The sequence below is a fragment of the Paludisphaera soli genome (genome assembly GCF_011064595.1).
GTDB lineage: Bacteria > Planctomycetota > Planctomycetia > Isosphaerales > Isosphaeraceae > Paludisphaera > Paludisphaera soli.
In genome coordinates, this window is record NZ_JAALJI010000011.1 from 43,155 (window position 1) to 62,823 (window position 19,669).

General features: G+C 72.2%; 15 protein-coding genes. 8 read left to right on the forward strand and 7 right to left on the reverse strand.

The features are described from left to right. Positions 1-203: 203 nt before the first annotated feature. Positions 204-3,302 (reverse strand): DUF1553 domain-containing protein, encoded by a 3,099-nt coding sequence (locus tag G6O68_RS15435; protein ID WP_165249350.1) that lies wholly within the window; start codon positions 3,300-3,302, stop codon positions 204-206. Positions 3,303-3,654: 352 nt separating this feature from the next. Between G6O68_RS15435 and G6O68_RS15440 the strand changes: the two genes are divergently transcribed. The 4 genes from G6O68_RS15440 to G6O68_RS32835 all read left to right on the forward strand — a co-directional run bounded on the left by G6O68_RS15440 (position 3,655) and on the right by G6O68_RS32835 (position 7,933). Next, positions 3,655-4,767, forward strand: a complete 1,113-nt coding sequence (locus tag G6O68_RS15440) for an alkaline phosphatase family protein (RefSeq protein WP_165249352.1) — start codon at positions 3,655-3,657, stop codon at positions 4,765-4,767. Positions 4,768-4,809: 42 nt separating this feature from the next. Further along, positions 4,810-5,463, forward strand: a complete 654-nt coding sequence (locus tag G6O68_RS15445) for a hypothetical protein (RefSeq protein WP_165249354.1) — start codon at positions 4,810-4,812, stop codon at positions 5,461-5,463. Between the two features lie 161 nt (positions 5,464-5,624). After that, entirely contained in the window at positions 5,625-6,896 is a 1,272-nt protein-coding gene (locus tag G6O68_RS32830; protein ID WP_165249356.1) for an RNA polymerase sigma factor, read from the forward strand. A gap of 329 nt (positions 6,897-7,225) precedes the next feature. Continuing rightward, positions 7,226-7,933, forward strand: coding sequence for an efflux RND transporter periplasmic adaptor subunit (locus G6O68_RS32835; RefSeq protein ID WP_261345599.1), 708 nt, complete (start codon positions 7,226-7,228; stop codon positions 7,931-7,933). Positions 7,934-8,148: 215 nt separating this feature from the next. Here the strand turns inward: G6O68_RS32835 and G6O68_RS15460 are convergent, their stop codons facing one another. Then, complete coding sequence (locus G6O68_RS15460; RefSeq protein ID WP_165249360.1) at positions 8,149-9,174, reverse strand: DUF1559 domain-containing protein; 1,026 nt, start codon at positions 9,172-9,174, stop codon at positions 8,149-8,151. 191 nt (positions 9,175-9,365) lie between these two features. Next, positions 9,366-10,823, reverse strand: coding sequence for a hypothetical protein (locus G6O68_RS15465; protein WP_206108103.1), 1,458 nt, complete (start codon positions 10,821-10,823; stop codon positions 9,366-9,368). A 283-nt stretch (positions 10,824-11,106) separates the two neighbouring features. Here G6O68_RS15465 and G6O68_RS15470 point away from each other — a divergent pair, with 283 nt between their 5' ends. Then, positions 11,107-12,456 (forward strand): alkaline phosphatase family protein, encoded by a 1,350-nt coding sequence (locus G6O68_RS15470; RefSeq protein WP_165249362.1) that lies wholly within the window; start codon positions 11,107-11,109, stop codon positions 12,454-12,456. Positions 12,457-12,508: 52 nt separating this feature from the next. Here G6O68_RS15470 and G6O68_RS15475 read toward each other — a convergent pair whose 3' ends face one another. Next, on the reverse strand, positions 12,509-14,386 hold the full coding sequence (locus G6O68_RS15475) for a M61 family metallopeptidase (RefSeq protein WP_165249364.1): 1,878 nt from the start codon (positions 14,384-14,386) through the stop codon (positions 12,509-12,511). A 341-nt stretch (positions 14,387-14,727) separates the two neighbouring features. Here G6O68_RS15475 and G6O68_RS15480 point away from each other — a divergent pair, with 341 nt between their 5' ends. After that, positions 14,728-15,135 carry a hypothetical protein gene (locus G6O68_RS15480; protein ID WP_165249367.1) on the forward strand — a complete coding sequence of 136 codons (408 nt, stop codon included), beginning with the start codon at positions 14,728-14,730 and terminating at the stop codon, positions 15,133-15,135. Between the two features lie 41 nt (positions 15,136-15,176). Here G6O68_RS15480 and G6O68_RS15485 read toward each other — a convergent pair whose 3' ends face one another. Beyond that, positions 15,177-16,055, reverse strand: coding sequence for an alpha/beta fold hydrolase (locus G6O68_RS15485; protein ID WP_165249369.1), 879 nt, complete (start codon positions 16,053-16,055; stop codon positions 15,177-15,179). A gap of 22 nt (positions 16,056-16,077) precedes the next feature. Next, a complete protein-coding gene (locus G6O68_RS15490; RefSeq protein ID WP_165249371.1) occupies positions 16,078-17,727 on the reverse strand; it encodes a hypothetical protein in 1,650 nt (549 codons plus the stop codon). A 205-nt stretch (positions 17,728-17,932) separates the two neighbouring features. Here G6O68_RS15490 and G6O68_RS15495 point away from each other — a divergent pair, with 205 nt between their 5' ends. Both G6O68_RS15495 and G6O68_RS15500 read left to right on the forward strand, forming a co-directional pair. Then, the gene (locus tag G6O68_RS15495; protein ID WP_206108104.1) at positions 17,933-18,559 is read left to right on the forward strand and encodes a DUF1572 family protein; all 627 of its coding nucleotides are present in this window, start codon (positions 17,933-17,935) and stop codon (positions 18,557-18,559) included. 66 nt (positions 18,560-18,625) lie between these two features. Then, positions 18,626-19,222, forward strand: coding sequence for a hypothetical protein (locus G6O68_RS15500; protein ID WP_165249373.1), 597 nt, complete (start codon positions 18,626-18,628; stop codon positions 19,220-19,222). A gap of 16 nt (positions 19,223-19,238) precedes the next feature. Here G6O68_RS15500 and G6O68_RS15505 read toward each other — a convergent pair whose 3' ends face one another. Beyond that, a complete protein-coding gene (locus G6O68_RS15505; protein ID WP_165249375.1) occupies positions 19,239-19,655 on the reverse strand; it encodes a tetratricopeptide repeat protein in 417 nt (138 codons plus the stop codon). Between the last annotated feature and the right edge of the window lie 14 nt (positions 19,656-19,669).

Sequence of the window (19,669 nt, forward strand, 5' to 3'; positions counted from 1 at the left end):
CGACGGGCTGATTGTTCTTCCTTCCCCCCTGGTGGGGGAAGGTGGCCCGTCAGGGCCGGATGAGGGGGACCATCAAGGCGGACCTATCAAGAAGGCGACGGCTTTTCGTTCCGCCCCCCTCATCCGGCCTTCGGCCACCTTCCCCCACCAGGGGGGAAGGACGATTCGCGACGGCCGGTTCGCTCGTCACTGGCCTCGTCCGCTTACTTGTTCAGCACTTCATCCAGGTTCAGGATCTGGTTGGCCAGCATGGTCCAGGCCGCGGTTTCGGCCGGGGGCTGGTCGGGGACGCGGGGGGCCTCGCCGACGGCCAGGAGTTTCTCGGCGTCCTCGGGGTGGGCCTGGTAGTAGGCGGCCAGGCGGCCGAGCGACTCGCGGAGGACGGACGCCTCCTCCTCGCGGAGGGGGCGGGCCAGGGCCCGGCGGGCCAGGGCGTCGGCGCGGGCGTCGAAGTCGGGAGCCTCGGCCAGCACGCGCTGGGCGAGCGCCCGGGCGGCCTCGACGAACTGGGGGTCGTTGAGGGTGACGAGCGCCTGCAGCGGGGTGTCGGTCCGCTCGCGGCGGACGGTGCAGACCTCGCGGCTGGGGGCGTTGAGGATCTCCAGCGAGGCCGGCGGCGCGGCCCGCTTCCAGAACGTGTAGAGGCTGCGGCGGTACAGCCCCTCGCCGGTGTCGGGCTTGTAGTTCCGGGTGTTGCTCTCGGGCATGGCCACGGCCTCCCACACGCCCTCGGGCTGATAGGGACGCACGCTCGGCCCGCCGAGCTTGGCGACGAGCAGGCCGGACGACGCCAGGGCGTAGTCGCGGACCATCTCGGCGTCCATGCGGAACCGCGGCCCGCGCGAGATCAGCCGGTTCGACGGGTCCGCCTCCAGCTTCTCGGGCGTCGCGACGGCCGACTGGCGGTAGGCCGACGACGTCACCAGCAGCTTGTAGAACCGCTTGACGTCCCAGCCCGACTCGCGGAACTCGACCGCCATCCAGTCCAGCAGCTCGGGGTGGCTGGGCTGCTCGCCGCTGACCCCCAGGTCGCCCGTGGTGCGGACGAGCCCCTGGCCGAACAGCTCCTGCCAGGACCGGTTGACCGTCACCCGCGCGGTCAGCGGGTGCTCGGGCCGCAGCAGCCACTGGGCGAACCCCAGCCGGTTGCGGGGCAGCTCCTCGGGCATCGGCGGCAAAGCCTCGGGCGTGGCCGCCTTGAGCGGGTCCCGGCGCTGGTCGTACTGGCCCCGGAACAGCAGGAAGGCGGCGGCCTCCTCGGACTTCTCCTGGCTGACGTAGGCGATCGTCCCCCGGGCCTTGATGGCCTCCCGCTCCGATTCCAGGGCCGCGAGCTTCTCGCGAAGCTCGCGCGAGGCCGGGTCGCGCGACGCCGTCCACCAGGCGAAGACGGCGTCCGCCTCGGCGGCGGGACGCTTGTCGGCGGGCTTGGTCAGCAAGGCCCAGGCGCGGCCGAGGCCGGCGAGGTCGGCGACCTCCGCCCCGTCGAGGGCCCGGCCGTGGAGCCGAACGTCGGCGATCCCCACGTCGGGGATGCGGGCCGAGGCGTTCCGGCGGCCGACCTTGAGCGGGACCTCCGTGCGGATCGATCCCTTCAGCCGGTCGGCCGCGGCGGTCGACTCCCGAAGCCGGCCGTCGACGTAGATCTTCACGCCCGCCGCCTTGCCCGAGCCGTCGTAGGTCAACAAGACGTGCGTCCACACGTCGGCGGGCAGGTCGTCCTTGGAGACGGCCTTCAGGGCGTCGCCCGGCCACTCGTGGACGATGTGGGCGGCGATCTTCTTGCCTTCGAGCCAGAGGTCCCAGCCGCGGTGGCCGTGGGCCTCGTCCATCCGGGCGAGGACCGAGCCGGTCGCGCCCGCCTGGGGGACCTTGATCCAGGCCCCGAACGAGAACGCCTGGTCCTTCTCGAAGTCGCCGACCGCGGCCGACTCGAAGGCCACCTGCGGCGCCCCCTCGTCGCGGGTCGGCAGGCCGACGCTCAGCCGGAGGTCGCCGGCGGGGAGCATGGCGGCCAGCGCGTCGGCCGTCTGGGGGGCGAGCCAGGCGTCGAACTCGGGCCGGGCGGCCTTCGCGCGGGCGTCGACCTCGGCCTTCGCCGCGTCCACGAGCGCCGGCAGGGCCTCCCAGCGGGGGAGGTCGTCGGGGCGGGGGACGGGGATGATCGGGGCCGAGTCCTTGACGTTGCCGTCGTAGGCCGGCTGGGTCGAGTTGTTGAAGAAGGCCGAGAGCTCGTAGAACTCCTTCTGCGAGATCGGGTCGAACTTGTGGTCGTGGCAGACCGCGCAGCCGACGGTCAGGCCGAGGAAGACCTGGCCCACGGTCTCGGTCCGGTCGCGGGTGTAGCCGACGAGGTTCTCCTCGGCGATCGTCCCGCCTTCGTTGGTCGACATGGCGCAGCGGTTGAAGCCCGAGGCCACCTGCTGGGCGAGCGTCCGGTTCGGCAGCAGGTCGCCGGCGATCTGCTCGATCGTGAAGCGGTCGAAGGGCATGTTGGCGTTGAAGGCCTCGATGACCCAGTCGCGGTACGACCACATCTCGCGGTAGTTGTCGAAGTGGAAGCCGTGGGTGTCGGCGTAGCGCGCCGCGTCGAGCCAGTAGCGGCCCCGGTGCTCGCCCCAGGCGGGGGAGCGGAGCAGGGCGTCGACGTACTTCTCATAAGCGTCCGGCGAGGCGTCGGCGACGAACGCCTCGACCTCCTCGGGCCTCGGCGGCAGGCCGGTCAGGTCCAGGCTCAGGCGTCGGGCCAGGGTGCGGCGGTCGGCCTCGGGCGCGGGCTTCAGCCCCTTCGCCTCCAGCCCCGCCAGGACGAAGGCGTCGATCGGCGTGCGGCCCCACGAGGCGTCGGCGACCGGCGGCGGCGTCGGCCGCACGGGCGCGATCAGCGACCAGTGGGGCTGGTACTCGGCCCCCTGGGCGATCCAGCGCCTCAGCACGTCCTTCTGCTCGGCCGTGAGGGTCTTGTGCGACGACGGGGGAGGCATGACCTCCTGCTTGTCCGTGCTGTCGATCCGGGCGACGACGCCGCTCTCGTCGGGCTTGCCGGGCTCGACGGCGCCCATCTCGACGGCGGCCTCGCGCTTGTCCAGCCGGAGGTCGGCCTTGCGGGCGGCCGAGTCGGGGCCGTGGCAGGCGAAGCAGTTCTCGGCCAGGATCGGGCGGACGTCGCGATTGTAGATCAGGCCGTCGTCGGCCCTCGCCGGCGCGGGGGCGGCGAACCCCAGGGCCAGGGCCAGCGCCGGGCCGAACGCCCGGGGCGCGGCGAGGCGGGCGGCGACGGAGATCCCCTTCGGTCGGCTCATCTCTGGTCTCCCTCGTTCGTATGCGGACGATCGCGGGCGGCGGGGCTCGGCGGGGGCGGCCCTCGAAGGTTCGGGGCCTGCCGGGCGATCGGGGATGCCGGCGGGTGGAGTCCGGTCTGCACGCACGATGGGGCGTCGGAGGCCTGCGTTCGGTCCGGCCTCCCGGCCCGGGGCCCCGACCCATCGAAGTTCATCCTATCCGAACATGCCTCCCCGTCGCCACCCGAAAACCGCCCGACGGCCCCCGGCCCGCGCGTTGAACCGGGCCCGGCGATCGGCTCCAATGGACCTCCCGCCGCCCCGCCGGCTCCACCCCGATCGACGCCTCCAACCCCCGCCCGGAACCCCGCCCATGAATCGCCCGCTCCTCGCCCTCGCGGCCCTGGCCTTCCTCGGCCTCGCCGCCGACGCCCCGGCCCAGGACCCTTCCAGGGCCGCCGGGACGAAGACGAAGAACGTGATCCTGGTCATCTCGGACGGCCTCCGCTGGCAGGAGGTCTTCTCGGGCGCCGACCCCGCCCTGATGAACAAGCAGGACGGCGGCGTCGCCGACGTCGAGGTCCTCAAGAAAGCCTACGGGCAGGAGACGCCCGAGGCCCGCCGCGAGGCGCTGCTGCCGTTCCTCTCGAAGGTCGTCGCGAGGCAGGGCCGGCTCTACGGCGACGCCGGCAACGAGGGCCGGGTGACCAACGGCAAGAACTTCTCGTACCCCGGCTACAACGAGGCCTTCACCGGCTTCGGCGACCCCCGGATCGACAGCAACGACAAGTTCGCCAACCCCAACGTCACCGTCTTCGAGTGGCTGAACGCGAAGCCCGAGTACGCGGGGAAGGTCGCCGCGTTCGGCACTTGGGACGTCTTCCCCTACATCCTCAACCGCGAGCGAAGCGGGCTCAAGGTCGTCGCCTGCTGGGAGCCGCCGTACGGCGAAGGGCTGACCCCGCAGGAGAAGCTCCTGGGCGAGGCCAACGCCAGCCTCCACCGCCTCTGGCCCGACTGCGGCTACGACGCCGTCAGCTTCCACCTGGCGCTGGAGAACCTCAAGCGCGAGAAGACCCGGGTGATGTTCCTCGGCTTCGGCGAGACCGACGAGTTCGCCCACGCCGGCCGCTACGACCAGTACCTGGAATCGGCCCACAAGTTCGACGGCTACATGGCGACCCTCTGGGAGACGCTCCAGGCCATGCCCGAGTACAAGGACTCCACGACCCTGATCCTCACCACCGATCACGGCCGAGGCGACGCCCCGACCGAGTGGAAGAGCCACGGCGAGAAAATCGCCGGCGCCGAGCGCATCTGGGTCGGCGTCCTCGGCCCCGACACCCCGCCCAGGGGCGACGAGCCCCTCGAACCCGCCGACCAGAACCGGATCGCCGCGACCCTCGCCGCCTTCCTCGGCGAGGACTACAACGCCTACCAGCCCAAGGCCGGCCCGGTGATCTCTTCGGCGATCGCCCGGCCCTGAGCCGGCGGATTGGCGAGCGGGACGATTTCGAGGAGCATGGGGATGTTCACGCGTCGCCGCTTGCTGATCCTGGTCGCCGTCGCCGCCTTCCTCATCGGGGTCGTCGGCCTCGGCCGGCCGAGGCGGTTCCTCCTGCGGATCGCCGACGTGCTAGCGCTCGAGGGTCCGGACGGGGTCGCCGCCTTCATCCAGGTCCGGCGGCCCTCCAGGGTGGCCCTCGTGGACGACCCGTTCCTGGGCCCGACGGCCTACCTGTTCAAGGCCGAAGTCGCCGCCGACGGCTCGGTTCGCGTGGCGCGGTATCGGCCCCGCCGCTATCTCACCCTCCGCCCCGGCTTGACGAAGATCGTCCGGCTGGGCGGCGCGTTCTTCCTCGACGAATCGTCCCGGGATTCGGGGCCCACGCTCCACAGGTTCGGGGCCGGCGACGACCTGGATGCGGCCACCGACGCCGAGCGCGCGGCCTACCGCGAGTCGGGCCCTTCGCCCGAGTGGACGCCCCTGGAAGGAAACTGGCTCGACTTCGAATCCAGTCGCCACGGGATCGCGATCCGCGAGGAGGAGACCGAGGTCGGCCACCGCATGGTCGCCGAGTCCACCGATCCGGCGAGGCCCTGGAGGCGCGTGCTGGTCGACGTGGACTCGCGGCCCTGGTACGCCTACGCGGGGCCGTTCGACGACCTGAGCCCGCCCTGACCTCGGGCCTTGGGTCGAGGGGGCCGCGTGAAATCCCGACGCCATTTCGAGAATCCGGGATAAACCGCCCGCCGTCCGGGCTCTACTGGATGAAAACGCGGGGCCGAGGCCCGTTCGAGGTCCGGGAGGGTCGGGGCGTGGGCGGAGTCGCGAGGGGGGGCGTGGCGGACGCGGTCCGCGGGCTGTTCGAGGGCGGGACGGCCGTCGGGGCGACGGACGGGGAGCTGCTGGAGCGCTTCACCGGGCGTCGCGACGAGGGGGCGTTCGCGGCCCTGGTGGGTCGGCACGGGCCGATGGTCCTGCGCGCCTGCCGGTCGGCCCTGGGGGACGACCACGACGCGCACGACGCCTTCCAGGCGACGTTCCTGGTCCTGGCCCGCAAGGGAACCTCGCTGCGGTCGGGCGACGCCCTCGGGCCCTGGCTGCACCGGGTCGCGCTGCGGGCCTCGGGACGGGCTCGGCGTGCCGAGTCGCGGCGGCGGTCGGCCGAGCGCCGCGCGGCTTCGCGATCGGCCCCGGGCCCGGTCGCCCCTCCCGATCCCGATCGCCGCGAGATCGCGGCCGTGGTGCAGGAGGAGGTCGACAGCCTGCCCGACCCCTACCGGGCGGCGATCGTCCTGTGCGACCTGGAGGGGCTGACGTGCGAGCAGGCGGCGGCCCGGCTGGGCTGTCCGGTGGGGACCGTCGCCAGCCGCCTCGCCCGGGGCCGGGAGCGGCTCCGCGAGCGCCTCCGACGCCGGGGCCTGGACCCCCGCGCCGCGATCCTCGCCCCCCAGGTGACGCTCCCGTCCGGGCTGGCGGAGTCGACCGCGACGGCCGCCGTCCGCTTCCTCACTTCCTCGGCGGCCCCCTCGGGAGCCGCCGTCTCCCTGGCCTTCGGAGTCCTTCGAGCCATGAGCTGGAAATCCCTCGGGAACGCCGCCGCGGTCGCCCTGGCCCTGGCCGCCTCGACCTCCGGCGTCGTCGCCCTGGCCGCTCGCGGCGGCGCGACGGTGCAGGAGCCGGAGCCCCCCGCCGAAGCCTCGGCACCTGCGCCGACCCCGCCCCCGCACCGAGGCCCATCGCCGACGTCCCGACGGTCCCCGCACGCCCCGGGCCGATCAGCGTGCAACTCGCCTCGCCGGGCCGGCTCACACCGCTGGGGCGGGTGGCCCTGGTCTCGACAGTCGAATTGCCGACGGAGGTCGCGTCGATCCTCCTCTCGGGGACGAGGGTGGCGAAGGGAGACGTGGTCGCCCGGCTCGATCCGACGAACCTCAAGCGAATCCTGGAGCAGAAGGAGGCCACCGCCCGCGACGCCGAGCGGGAGGCCGACGCGAGCCGGGCCGCCCTCGAACTCGCCGAGCTGGCCCTGGCCGATTACGAGCAGGGCGCCTCCCTGGTGGAGCGGAACGCGGCGCTCGGGGCGATCCAGCAGGCCGAGGCCGAGCTGACGGCGGCCGTCGCGCGGCAGGAGCGGACGAAGCGGGCCCTGGAACGCTCAGCCCGCCTGGCCGAGGAGCGGGGCAAGTCGGCGACGGCCGCCGACCTCGTCGCCGAGCTGGACCTGGAAGATCGGGCCGCCGCCGCCGACCTGGCCGTGGGCAAGGCCCGGCACGCCCTGGAGCAGGCCCAGACGCGCCGAGACGTCCTGGAGCGGCTCGGCCGCCCCCTGCATCTCCGGCGGCTCCAGGTCGAGCTGACGAAGGCCCGGGCCGGGGCGGAGGCCGGTAAGCGGGCCTTCGATCGGGCCGTCGGCGAGGCGGACGCGATCCGCCGCCAGATGGAGGCCTGCACAATCCGCTCGCCGATCGACGGGGTCGTGGCCGACGCGGGCATCACGGAGATGGGCCGCGCCGCCGACGGGCACTCGGATCGGCTCTCCTTCTCGGCCGCCCCGGGGCAGCCCGTCGCGTTCGTGCAGGCCCCCGACGGCCGGTTGGTCTTCGAGGGGGAGGTGCCCGAGGAGCAGGCCAGCCTGATCCGCGCGGGCCAGCCGGCCCAGGTCACGGTCCGGTCCGGGATGATCAACCGGCCCATACCCGGCGTCGTCGATCGAGTCGTCATCTCCGCGGACCCGGCGTCGGCCGGCGGCCTCGGATCCCGGACGGCCCAGGTCCGGGTCGCCATCTCGGAGATCCCTCCTCCTGGCTCGATGCAGGGACAAGGCGGGCGGGCGACGGCGACCCTGGAGGTCGCCACGCCCGAAGCCACGCTCAACGTCCCCAGGGCGGCCCTGGTCTGGTACGACGGCGCGTACCACGTCGGGGTCCCCGGGGCCGACGGCGCGGTCGCCTGGCGGGAGGTCGAGCCGGGCCTCGCCGACGCCGAGACGGTCGAGATCCGCTCGGGCCTCGCGGCCGGCGAGGCCGTCGTCGCCGACCCCGCGCCGCACCTCTCCGCCGACCAGCTCCGCAGGATCTCCATCGCCCCGCCCCCGGCCGACTCCAAGCTGCCACCGCCCCCCTCCATGGGCCGGGGCTTTCAATGAGGGCGAGGGCCGGCCTCTCTCCTTCCCCCCTCGGTGGGGGAAGGTGGCCCGAAGGGCCGGATGAGGGGGATCATCAAGGCGGACTTGTCGAGAAGGCGACGGCTCTCAAACCCGCCTGTTTCTCCGGGCGGTCTTCGTGCTCGTCTTCCCCCTCATCCGGCCTTCGGCCACCTTCCCCCGCCAGGGGGGAAGGATTATGTTCTGCCGGAGGCGAATCAGTATGAGTCGGCCGACACGACCTCGCCGCCGGCGACGCTGCCGAGGGCGCGCCAGGTCATGCCGTCGATGGAGTCCTTCATGAAGCGGACGGAGCCGTCGGCCAGCAGGGCGTTGACGCCGCCGGAGTGGAAGCTGCGGGCGGTGACGGCGGCGAACGAGGGGCGGCCGAGCTTCTCGCGGCTGCAGTTGATGTCGACGTCGGCGTACATCTTGTTGGGTCCGCCGGGGGTCTTCTTGTTCGGGGTCCAGGCGGTCGTGAAGCCGGTGTGATGCACGCCCGACTCGAACCACTGCGTCCGCGCCTCCTCCACCCGCACCGCGCAGCCGCCGAGGTACTCCGGCACGACCGTGTAGGGGTCGGCGGTCGGCGGCGGGATGTTGTTGGGGTCGTTCACGATGCTGAACGTGGGGCAGTCGCGGTAGTAGGTCAGGAAGCACTTCCCCTCGGACATCATCATCGTATTGCTCGTGCCGTCGGAGAACTCGGCGAGGCTCCGGCTCTGGTTCACGCCGAACGCGGTGCGGTTCTTCATCGGGTTGGTGAAGCCCCCCCAGACGTACCAGTCGCCGCTGAGGTAGGCGTAGTTGGCGGTGCCGTAGGTCAGGCCGTCGGTCGTCTGGCGAGTGGCCGACTTGACCTCGCTCGGGCAGATCAGGAACGGGATGACGACGGCCGTGGCCGTGGTGTTCATGGGCGTTTGCATGTCGACCGCGAAGTTGCAGTTGTCGTACAGGTTCCCCTGCTCGGAGTAGGGCAGGACCCGCGCGTGGGCCCCCCACGAGTTCGTCCACCGGACCGTCGTGCCGGTCCCGGAGATCGTCAGGGTCATCGGCAGCGCGCCCACCGTGCCGAGGTAGTTGTGCAGCGCCAGGCCCATCTGCTTGAGGTTGTTCGTGCACTGGATCCGCCGCGCCGCCTCGCGCGCGGCCTGCACGGCCGGCAGCAGGAGGGCGATGAGCACGGCGATGATCGCGATGACGACGAGCAGTTCGATCAGCGTGAATCCGCGGGGACGTTTCATGAACGGGCCTCGACACGAGAATGCGTGGTTGGGATCTCCGGCCCCCCAGGGCAATCCTCGCGCCGTCTCCGGCCGTTCGTGGAACGGCTGAATGCCATCGGGTTTAGGTCGAATCGCCCCCGGCTCGGGCTCCTCTTCCACGGCGGAGAATCCGACGCTCGCGGCGGAAAATCGGCCGCCGACTCGTCGCGTCAGGGCGAGGCCGGCGCGGCCAGGCCGGCGAACATCTCCAACAGCGCGGCGACGATCTTGGGGGCCGCCTCGGGCTCGACGCGGTTGATCCCCAGCCAGGTCTCGTAGCCGCCCAGGGCGAAGTGCCGGGGGGTGGGGAGGTAGTTGTAGACGCCGTTGGCCAGTTCCATCGTGAAGGTCGGCTTGAACGGGCTCTTCGCCTTGATCTCCAGGCCCGTCTCGGCGAAGACCTCGAACGGGATAGCCGCGATCCCGAGGTCGCCGACGCGGACGGCCTGGAGCCGCACCGAGACCTCGTCGGGCGACGCGGCCATTCGCAGGGTCCACTCGGCGAAGAAGCGCTCCAGGCCGTGGTGTTTGGGGGCGTCGGCGGGCTTCTCCAGGACGCGGCGGGCGTAATCGAGCTGCTCCGGCGTGGGCTTCCGGGTCTTGAGGACCAGCTCGCGAGCCGTCGCGGCCAGCGCGGCCCGGTCGCGGAAGGCGACGCCCCGGTAGGCCTCGGCAACGCGTCCGGCCAGGTCGTCGGCGACGCGCGTCATCTGCTCGTAGGGGGCCGGGGGCTTCGCGGGCGGGGGCGACACGGTGTCGATGTTGTTCACGTCGCCGCTCGTGCCGTTGGACATGATCGCGACGAACGACGGCTGGTGGAGCGGGTCGACGCCGAGCCGTTCGCCCAGCTTGCGCGCGAAGACCGCGAAGTAGTCGGCCGAGACGTGCCCTTCCGGGACGCCGCCGACGTAGTGGAGCGAGTAGTTCGCCAGCACGGCGATCGGCCGGCCGTCCGGGGCGCGGACGGCGAGGAACGCCAGCTGGGGGTCGACCGGCCCGGCGGGCTCCAGCTTCGCCGGGTGCCGGCCCGGGTTCATCAGGGCCCGGTCGACGCCGCCGAACGGGTCGTCGACGGTCTCGCCGGGCTTGAGCAGCCAGCGGCGGTTGAACAGGTGCTCCGGCGCGTCGAGGGTCCCCCAGCCGACCTGCGCGGGGGCGAGGTTCCCGGCCGCCAGCCGGATCGCGTCGGCGATGCGGCGGGCGAGGAACTTCTGGTACTCCGACGGTCCGGAGCCGGGCTCCAGGTCGTCGCCGGACCGGCTGCTGGTGGCCGAGTGGGTGTGCGTGGCCGCCCCCAGGATGTTCGCCTCGGGGATCCCCGCCTTCGCCGAGGCGAGCCGGCGGGCCTCGTCGAAGACCTCGCGCGCGACCCCGACGCTGTCGACCACCACGAACGCCAGCCGGGTCGAGCCGTCGTCCAGCACCAGCGCCCGCGCGTGGAGCGGGTCGTGGACGTACGACGCCGGCGGCGTGGCGAAGTTGCCGATGATCGGCTCGTCCAGGAACGGCGTGACGTCGACGATCGCCGCCCCCGCGCGGAACGTCGGCCCGTCGGCGCGCGCCGGGAGGATCGAGGCGCAGGCGAGGGCCGCGAGGGCGGCGATCCGGGCGGGGGCGGTCGGTTTCATGGTTTCGCCGGGGTTGGAGGGGCGGGCTGGGCGCGTGACGCCTCGATGAGACGCCGAGGGACGGCCGGTGTCAACCGGCGAGCGGGCCCGTCGACGCCGGACCCCGGACGCCGGACGCCGGCAGAGGGCCGCGCCGCGCGTGAAGTTTTCGAGAGACTCGGCCGCGGGGCCGCCGCGGGCTTTAACGGGGGGGCGGCGGGCGGTAGGCTTGCGAGGGGCCGGGCGGCCCAGGTCGCCCGGTTCGGATCGACGCATCGAAGTTTGAAGTGGAGAAAGTCCAATCATGTTGCGATTCCTGGCCCTGGCGGCCCTGGCGGCCCTGGCGCTGGCGACGGCCGGCCGGGCCTCGGCCGACCCCGACCGGCACGTCGTCGTGATCTCGCTCGACGGCTTCCCCGCGTGGTACCTGGACGACCCCGAGGTCTCCCTGCCGGTGATCCGCGGCCTCCGCGACGCCGGCGCCTCGACGGCCGACGGCATGACCGTCTCCAACCCGTCGGTCACCTGGCCGAACCACACGACCCTGATGTCGGGCGTCCGCCCCGCGAAGCACGGCGTCCTGTTCAACGGCCTGCCGAAGCGCGAGCCGGGCGCCCCCACGGTCGTCACGCCGGAGCGCACGCAGGCGGAGCTGGTCCACGTTCCGCTCCTGTTCGACCTGATCAAGCCGAAGGGGCTCACGTCGGCCGCCATCAACTGGCCCTGCACCTCGGGCTCCGAGAGCCTCGGCGACAACTGGCCGGACGTCCCCAAATCGTTCACCCACACCACGCCCCGGCTCAAGGCCGAGATGGAGAAGGCCGGGCAGATCGAGCGGTTCGAGCGCGGCGGCGGCGGGGGCCGCGACGAGGTCTGGGCGGAGGTCGCCGCCGACGTGATCCGCGCCCGCAAGCCCAACCTCCTGGCGCTCCACCTGCTGGAACTCGACTCGACCCACCACCAGCACGGGCCGAACACCCCCCAGGGCCGCGCCGTCGCCGGCAAGCTCGACGCCCTGGTGGGCAAGGTCGTGCAGGCGGTCGACGACGCCGGGATCCGCGACAAGACCACGATCTTCGTCGTGGCCGACCACGGCTTCCTCGCCAACTCCAAGACGCTCCGCCCCAACGCGCTCCTCCGCAAGGAGGGGCTGCTCACGGTGGAAGGAGAGAAGGTGATCCGAGCGCGCGCCTTCGTCGTCCCCGAGGGGGGCATCGGCATGGTCTACCTGACCGACCCGGCCACGAAGGACGAGGACCGCGCGACGGTCCGCCGGCTGTTCGAAGGCGCCGAGGGCGTCGCCGCCGTGATCGAGCCCGAGGACTTCCCCCGCTACGGCCTGCCGAAGCCCGAGGACCACCCGGGGATGGCCGACATGATCCTCGCCGCGAAGGAAGGCTACGGCGTCGGCGGCGCGGTCAACGGCGACGCGTTCATCCAGGAGCACGCCCAGAAGGGGACGCACGGCTACCTGTCGACCGAGCCCGGCATGAAGGCCCTGTTCGTCGCCTCGGGCGCGGGCGTCAAGCCCGGGTCCAGGCTGCCGAGCGTCGAGAACGTCGACGTCGCCCCCACCGCCGCCCGCCTGCTGGGAGTGCCGCTGGAGCAGGCCGACGGCCGGGTGCTGGACGAGATCCTCGTCGGCGCGAAGTGATCGGCCGACCGAGGCCTTCCCGCGCCGGGGGAAGGCCTCGGGGCCCGTCGGGTCACTCGCCCATCCAGGCCTTGCGACGGGCCTTCTGGGCGTCGGTCGGCTCGGGGAGCAGCTCCAGCGTCCAGTCGCGCGGGGGCTCCAGGCCGAACGTCACGTCCAGGCGCTGGAAGCGGTCGCGGCGGGCGATGAGGACCGAGACCTTATCGCCGGGGCGGAAGGCTTCGAGCCTTCGCGACCACTGCGAGGGGGGGATCCGGTCCTCGCCCACGCCGAGGATCTCGTCGCCGACGTTGAACCCGGCCTCGAACCCGGGGGTGTCGCGCTTGACGTGGCCGACCACCAGCCGGCCGTCCTCGTTCTTGGTGGTCAGGCCTAGCCAGGCCTTGGCGGGCTTGTCCTTGTCTTTGTCCTTGTCGGCGTCGGCCTTCTTCTCGGGCTTGTCCTTGGCGAAGCGGAGGCCGAACCAGTCGCAGGCCGCGGCGTAGTCCAGCTCGTCGGTGGTGCGGAGGGCGCGGCGGAAGAAGGCGGCCAGGTCGGTCCCGGCGACCTCGGCGGCGGTCTTCTCGAACTCCTCGGCGGTGAAGCCCCGGTCGCCGGAGTAGCGCGAGTAGGCCAGCCGCATCACGTCGTCGAGGCTCTTGGCGTCGTTGGTGGCGCGGCGGATCTCGGCGTCGAGCAGGAAGGCGACGACGGCGCCCTTGACGTAGTAGCTGACCTGGGTGTTGGGCGTGTTCTCGTCGCGGCGGTAGAACTTGATCCAGGCGTCGTACGACGACTCCTCCAGGGGCTGGACGAGCCGGCCCGGCGTGGTCTGGAGCCGCTCCACGTCGTTGATCGTCCGGTCCTCGCCGGCCGAGGGGGGGTCGCCCGCCAGGTACTCGGCGACGGTGCAGAGCCCGGCCCGGCGGACGATCAGCCGGTCGTAGTAGCTGGTGATCCCCTCGGCGACCCAGAGGCTCGGCGTGTGGACCTCGTTCTCGTAGTCGAACGGGCCCAGCTCGGCCGGCCGCAGCCGCTTGACGTTCCAGGTGTGGAAGAACTCGTGGGCGACGAGGTTCAGCCAGGCGAGGTAGCTCGCGCGGGTGCGGGTGGCCCAGCGGCTCCCCATCAGCACGGTCGAGTTCTTGTGCTCCAGGCCGCCGCCGGCCTCGCCCAGGATGTTGAAGAAGACGTAGCGGTCGTAGGGGAGCGAGCCCCAGAACGCCTTCTCGGCGCGGACGATGGCCTCCACGTCGCGGGCCGACCGGGGGCCGTCCCAGAGGCCCCCCTCGCCCTCGTTCAGGAGGACGTGGGGCACGCCGTCGACGGTGAACTCGTAGAGCGCCGGGTTGCCGGCGTAGATCGGGCTGTCGACCAGCGTGTCGTAGTCGGCGGCGACGTAATGGTGGGGCTTGCCCCCCGGCGCGGGGGGGAGGGCGGTGACGCTCTGCTTCCAGCCCTGGGCGGGGTCGACGACGACCTCGTGGGGCCGGGCGACGCCGTCGGCCGGGGTCAGGAAGGTGGCCGCGCCCTGGAGCATGGCGAAGGCGGAGTCGATCCAGTTCGCCTGCACGGCCATCGTCCGGCCGTAGACGCGGTAGGTGACGACGACCTCGTCGGCGCCGCCGGTCGCCACCTTCCAGCGGTTCTTCCGGCTCTTGGCCGCCGTCAGCTCCGAGCCGTCGGGCTTGCGGGCGGCGAGGTCCTCCACCCCCTTGGCGTACTCGCGGACGAGGTAGGAGCCGGGGGTCCAGACCGGCATCATCAGCTCCACCTCGGGCTTGCCGGCCGTCGGGATGCGGGCCTCGACCTCGACGTAGTGGGTCTGGGGGGCGGGGAACCGCAGCGCGTAGCGGACCGGCTCGGCCGCAAGGGCCGCGGCGGGGATCGTCGTCATGATGCACCAGAGGATCAGGGTCGGCGGGATCGGTCGCCGTCGGGTCGAAGTCATGCCAGCCTCGCAATCGTCGCGGTCGTCTCCCGGGCCCTCGCGATTCTAACGGGCCCCGGGGGCGCCGGGGAACCCGTCCGGGCCGGGCCGGGCCCGCTCGCGAGGCTGCCCGCGCCAACAGGCGTGAAAGGATCGTCCATCAAGGAAATCCGACCCCTTGATGCTTGACGACCCCCGCCGATCGCGCCCGGCCGTCTCCTGGAACCCCCGGAATCCGCCAGGTCCGCCAGTTCCGTTAAAATCGCGAGCCTTGGTTTATCTGGGAAAATACGAGGCCTATACTACATGGGTAATCTGAAGCCGGGATTTCCTCGGTTGAGCACCTGGAGAAGGAAGCACCCATGTTGAAGACATCGCTGATCGCGTTGGGGATGTTGGCGGCCTTGGCGGGGGCGTCGACGCGGGTCTCGGCGCAGGAGCTGATCGGGACGCCGATCGCCGCGCCGGTCGTCGGCGGGGTCGTGGTGGGCGCGCCCCTGCCGATCGCCTCGGGGAGCGAGCTGATCGTCAATCCGGGCGGCGTGGTCCTGGGCGCCCCGGCGGGCTACCCGTACCAGGCGGGGCCGATCCATCCCTACAGCTACTACATCGACTTCCCCAACCCGGCGCGGACGTACGTGCCGTACGGCCCGACCGACACGTTCACCTATCAGGGCCAGGCCTACGGCCACGCCTACGACCGCTGGACCTGGCCGGCGATGTCGAACGCCTCGCCGGGCCTGGGACGCTACTACCAGCTCCTCCACTGACCTCGCCGTCAGGTCCCGCCGCCGGGCCGGGGACGCCTCGCTCAGGCGGGGTCGACCTCCGAGCCGAGGAACTCGATCAGGCGGCGGTTGACGCGATCGGGCTCCTCGTGCTGGATCCAGTGGGTCGCCTCGTCGAAGAATTCGAGGCGGCCCCGGTCGCAGAGGGCCAGGCTCGCCTCGGCGATCCCGCGTTCCAGGAACCTGTCCCGAGCCCCCCAGAGGATCAGCGCGGGGACGACGACCCGCGCCGAGCGGCCCGCCGACGGCCCATACCTCAGCAGGGCGCGATACCAGTGGATCATCGCCGTGATCGCGCCGGGCTGGGACCAGGCCCGGCGGTATTCGTCGAGGTCGGCGTCGGCGAACGTCCCCGGGCGGCTCGTGTTCCGCAGGCTCTCGGCCAGGGGGCGGAAGTCGTCCCGACGCAGCAGGGCCTCGGGGAGCCGGGGGAGCTGGAAGGCGAAGACGTACCAGCTCTTGAGCAGTTGTCGGGGCGAGGTGAGCAGGTAGCGTTTCGAGGCGGCCGGGTGCGGGGCGTTCAGGATCGCCAGCCGCTCCACCCGCTCGGGGTTCCGGGTGGCGACCCACCAGGCGACGATCCCGCCCCAGTCATGCCCCACCAGCGCCGCGCGGGGGCGGCCGGTCGATTCGACGAGCCCCAGGACGTCGTCGGCCAGGGCGTCCAGCGCGTAGGCGGAGACCGGCCCCGGCTTGTCGCTGAGGCCGTACCCGCGCTGGTCGGGGGCCAGCACGCGGAATCCGGCGTCGGCCAGCGGCCCGATCTGCCGCCGCCAGCACGCCCAGGGCTCCGGGAAGCCGTGCAGCAGGATCACCGGCGGGCCGCCCTCCGGGCCCGACTCGACGACGTGGAGCCTCACGCCGTTCGTCGGGATGGTCGAGTGGCGAAGCGGATCGCTCATCGTTCCCCTCGGGGTCGGCGGCTTACTGCGAGGGGGGCGTCGTCCCGGTGAGCTTGTAGATGGCTCGCCACTTGGGGGTGTCGAGCTGATCGACGTCCTCGGAGAGGCCCCAGCAGCCGAAGCGGCTGGCGGGGCCGATGTGGGCGAAGTACATGTAGAGGTCGCCGCCGCGGTCGAACCAGTTGTCGAGCGCGTCGTGGAGGACGAGTTCCTCCATGGCGGGGAGGCGGTTGGCGCGGATCCGGTTGGCGACGTTGGTCGGGTCGCCGCCGCCGACGTCGGGGCCGATCTCGTACTGGTAGTGCTTCAGGCCGTAGCGATCGGCGATCTCGCGGATCTTCGTGCGATGGTCGAGGTTGGCGTCGGAGCTGGCGCGCATGGCGGCGACGAGCTGCTCGGGGCTCGCGTCCTTGGCGGCGCGGCTCACGTTGTAGTACGAGGCGTCGGCCAGCGCGACGAAGTGGTCGCGGGGGGCGCCGTAGGTCGCCTCCACCCAGGCGAGGACGTCCGCGTAGTGCGGCCCCGGCGAGATGGCCCACGAGGCGTAGACCGGACGGACGCGGTCCGCCTGGTCGGCGCCGAACGTCTCGCGGAACGTTCGGCCGATCTCCACGAGCCGCTTGGCGTGGCGGCGGTGCGTCCAGGCCTCCTCGTCCTTCGAGCCGTCGGCGTTCAGGGGCGAGCCGCCGCGCTTCACCTCGTCGATCGCCGCGAGCTTGTTGTAGATGTACTGGGGGAAGCCGAAGTTCCAGACCTCGTTCGAGTGCTCGACGTAGACCTTCAGGCCCGGCTTCAGGCCGGCCTTGAGGAACTTCGCCAGCTCGGCGACGTAGCCGTCGGTCGCGGCGATCGGGACGTTGATCCAGGCGTCGGTGTCGGTCGCGTTGGCCAGCTCGACGACGTGCTCCCAGGCCACGCCGTACTTGCCGCCGGTCTCGCCCGCCTGGGTCGCGTAGTCGGCCGGGCGGCGGTCGGCCCACTCCAGGGCATGACGGCCCTCGTCGCCGTAGTAGCCGGGGTTGTGGTTCGTCTCCAGCCAGTCCATGTACCGGAGCGTCGAGAACGGCTTGAGGCTGGCCAGGTACTCGTTGGTGAAGACCTGCGCCGTATCCGCCGGGTAGCCGGGGCGGATGATGCGGAAGTTCGTGAAGCCGGAGCCCTCGGGGGCGTCGGCGTCGCGTCGGGTCTTCGCGAACGAGACGACGAGGATGCCGCAGCCCTTCGGGACGACGATCCGGCCGCTGGTCGTGTTCGACTTCGCGTCGTACCGAGCGGCCTCGACCTTGCAGCCGGGGCCCTCGGCGATGGCGACCTCGGCGCGGCCCCGGAGGGAGAACGGGTAGGTGCCGCTCCAGTCGGGCTGGTAGGCGTCGGGGTCGTCGATGGGCGGGGCCCAGGCGAAGACCGGGCGGACGTCGAACAGGACGGTCTTGGCGTCGGCCTTCGGCCACCCCTTGTCGTCGATCGGGACGGCGCCTTCGCCCCGGGGCTTCATCCAGCCCCGGAGCGTCTTCGCCAGGTCGACGAACGGCCGGCCGCGATTGCCGTCGCCCAGCCCGTCCAGCTCCACGCCGACCTTCTTCTCGTGCGGTGCGCGCTGCGCCCGCGCGTCCGACGCCCCGACCGCCCACGCCGCCAGCCCCGCCGCGATCCACCGCCACGATCCCTTCATCGCCGCCCCCTCGCTTCGCATCCGACGTCCGGAACAGGCCTCGCTTCGACCTGCGCGAGCGTAACCGCCCGCGCGGCCGGGTTCCAGGGAGTCGCGAACCGACGGGGGCCCGGTGCCGTCTGGTTTCGCGCCTCCCGCTCGGCTCCAATGGGGGCCGCGGCCGGCCGAGGCTCGGATCCCCGGCGACTCGCGAAGGAGGTCTCTCATGATGATGACGCCCGACGGCTCGGACGACGTGGCGAGGGCGCTGATCGACGGCGCCCTGGCCGCCTTCCGGGCCAACAAGGGCTGGGCGGACCGGGCGGTCGCCCAGCTCCCCGACGAGAAGCTGCACGTCGCGCTCGACCCGGAGACCAACTCCATCGCCGTCGTCATGAAGCACGTCGCGGGGAACCTGCTCTCCCGCTGGACCGACTTCCTGACGACCGACGGCGAGAAGCCCTGGCGCGACCGGGACGACGAGTTCGTGGACACCTTCGCCGCGCGGGGGGACCTCCTCGCCTACTGGGAGTCCGGCTGGGGCCGGCTGTTCGACGCGCTGGAGGCCCTGACGCCGGCCGACGTCGCCCGGACGGTCGCCATCCGGGGCGAGCCGCACAGCGTCCCGCTGGCGATCCAGCGCTCGCTGGCCCACTGCGGCTACCACGTCGGCCAGATCGTGCTCATCGCCCGCATCCTGGCGGGCGACTCCTGGGAGACGATCACGATCCCCCGGGGAGGCTCCGCCGGCTTCAACCGCCGCGTCTGGGGCGAGGGCCATTACGGGCCGCGCCGAGCCCCGGCGACCGCCGGAAAGCCGAACTTCGACGACGAGGCCCGATCGACGGCCTAGGGTTGCAAGGCGAGAGGGAGGCCCGACGCGGGCCGGCCGGCGAGCCGACACCCTGAGGATCATGCGATGAAGTCGAGAAGAGCGAGGGAGATCCGCCCTGTCGGGGAATTGATGGAAGGGCGCCTGCTGGCCGCCTCCTGGCCTTCCATGCGCGGGGGCGTGGCCGAGTGGGCCGTCCTGCGCGATCGTCCCGGGGTCCCCGGCTTCCGGACGCCCCCTCGCCCCGGATCCGGCGTGGACGGGCCCGGCGCACCGATCCGAGGGGGCTTCCCCGGGGGTCCGGCGCTCCGCGATCGGGGCCCGTCGGCCTCCCCGACCGCCAACGTTTTCTACGGCCTGGTGACCATCCGGAATACGACGCAGGCGAACGTCGCGTTCAGCATCTCGGCCTCGACCTACCAGGGGGGCCGCTACTTCAATTTCACCCTGGGGCCGGGGCAGAGGCAGGTCTACTTCGCCTCCTATGACGCCAGGACGGGCACCGCCCCGATTTTCAAGGTGAGCTTCGACACGGTCACTCGCCGGAACGTGATCATGCTTCCCGAGGTCAGGACCCAGTACGCCCCTGCGGATTGGGTGCCCACCGACCCGAACCTCGGCAGCCCCTACGCGATCGTCGCCGAGGGCGGCCGGCTGAACGTGATCCCCGTCCGCGGCCGCTGACCGAGGCCCCCGCGAGTCAGGGGCGCTCCGCCAGCAGCGCCCGGTACTTGGGATCCTCGTCGGCGAAGACGGCCTCGTCCTCGATGGCGTGGGCGAAGCCGAGGTGGACGGCGGCGAGGCCGAGCTCGCCGAGTTCGAAGTGGCACTGGCCCAGGCGGAGGTGGAGGAAGGCGTTGTCGACGCCTCCGGGGAAGGTCAGCGCCCGCGCGAGGTCGTCGCGGCCGGCGAGGTAGTGGCCCTGGAGGAACTTCGTGTAGCCGATGTTCCCCAGGATCCAGGCCGCCTCGTCCTGCTCGTGGGGAGGCTCGGGGAGGAGTTCCCAGGCGGCCTCGTAGGCCTCCAGCGCCTTGACGAAGCTCCCCGCGTCGGCGAGGTCCACGCCCAGGTCGCACAGCTCCTCGATCTCGGCGGCGACGTCTCCGGGCTCGTACATGACTCGATCCTCGT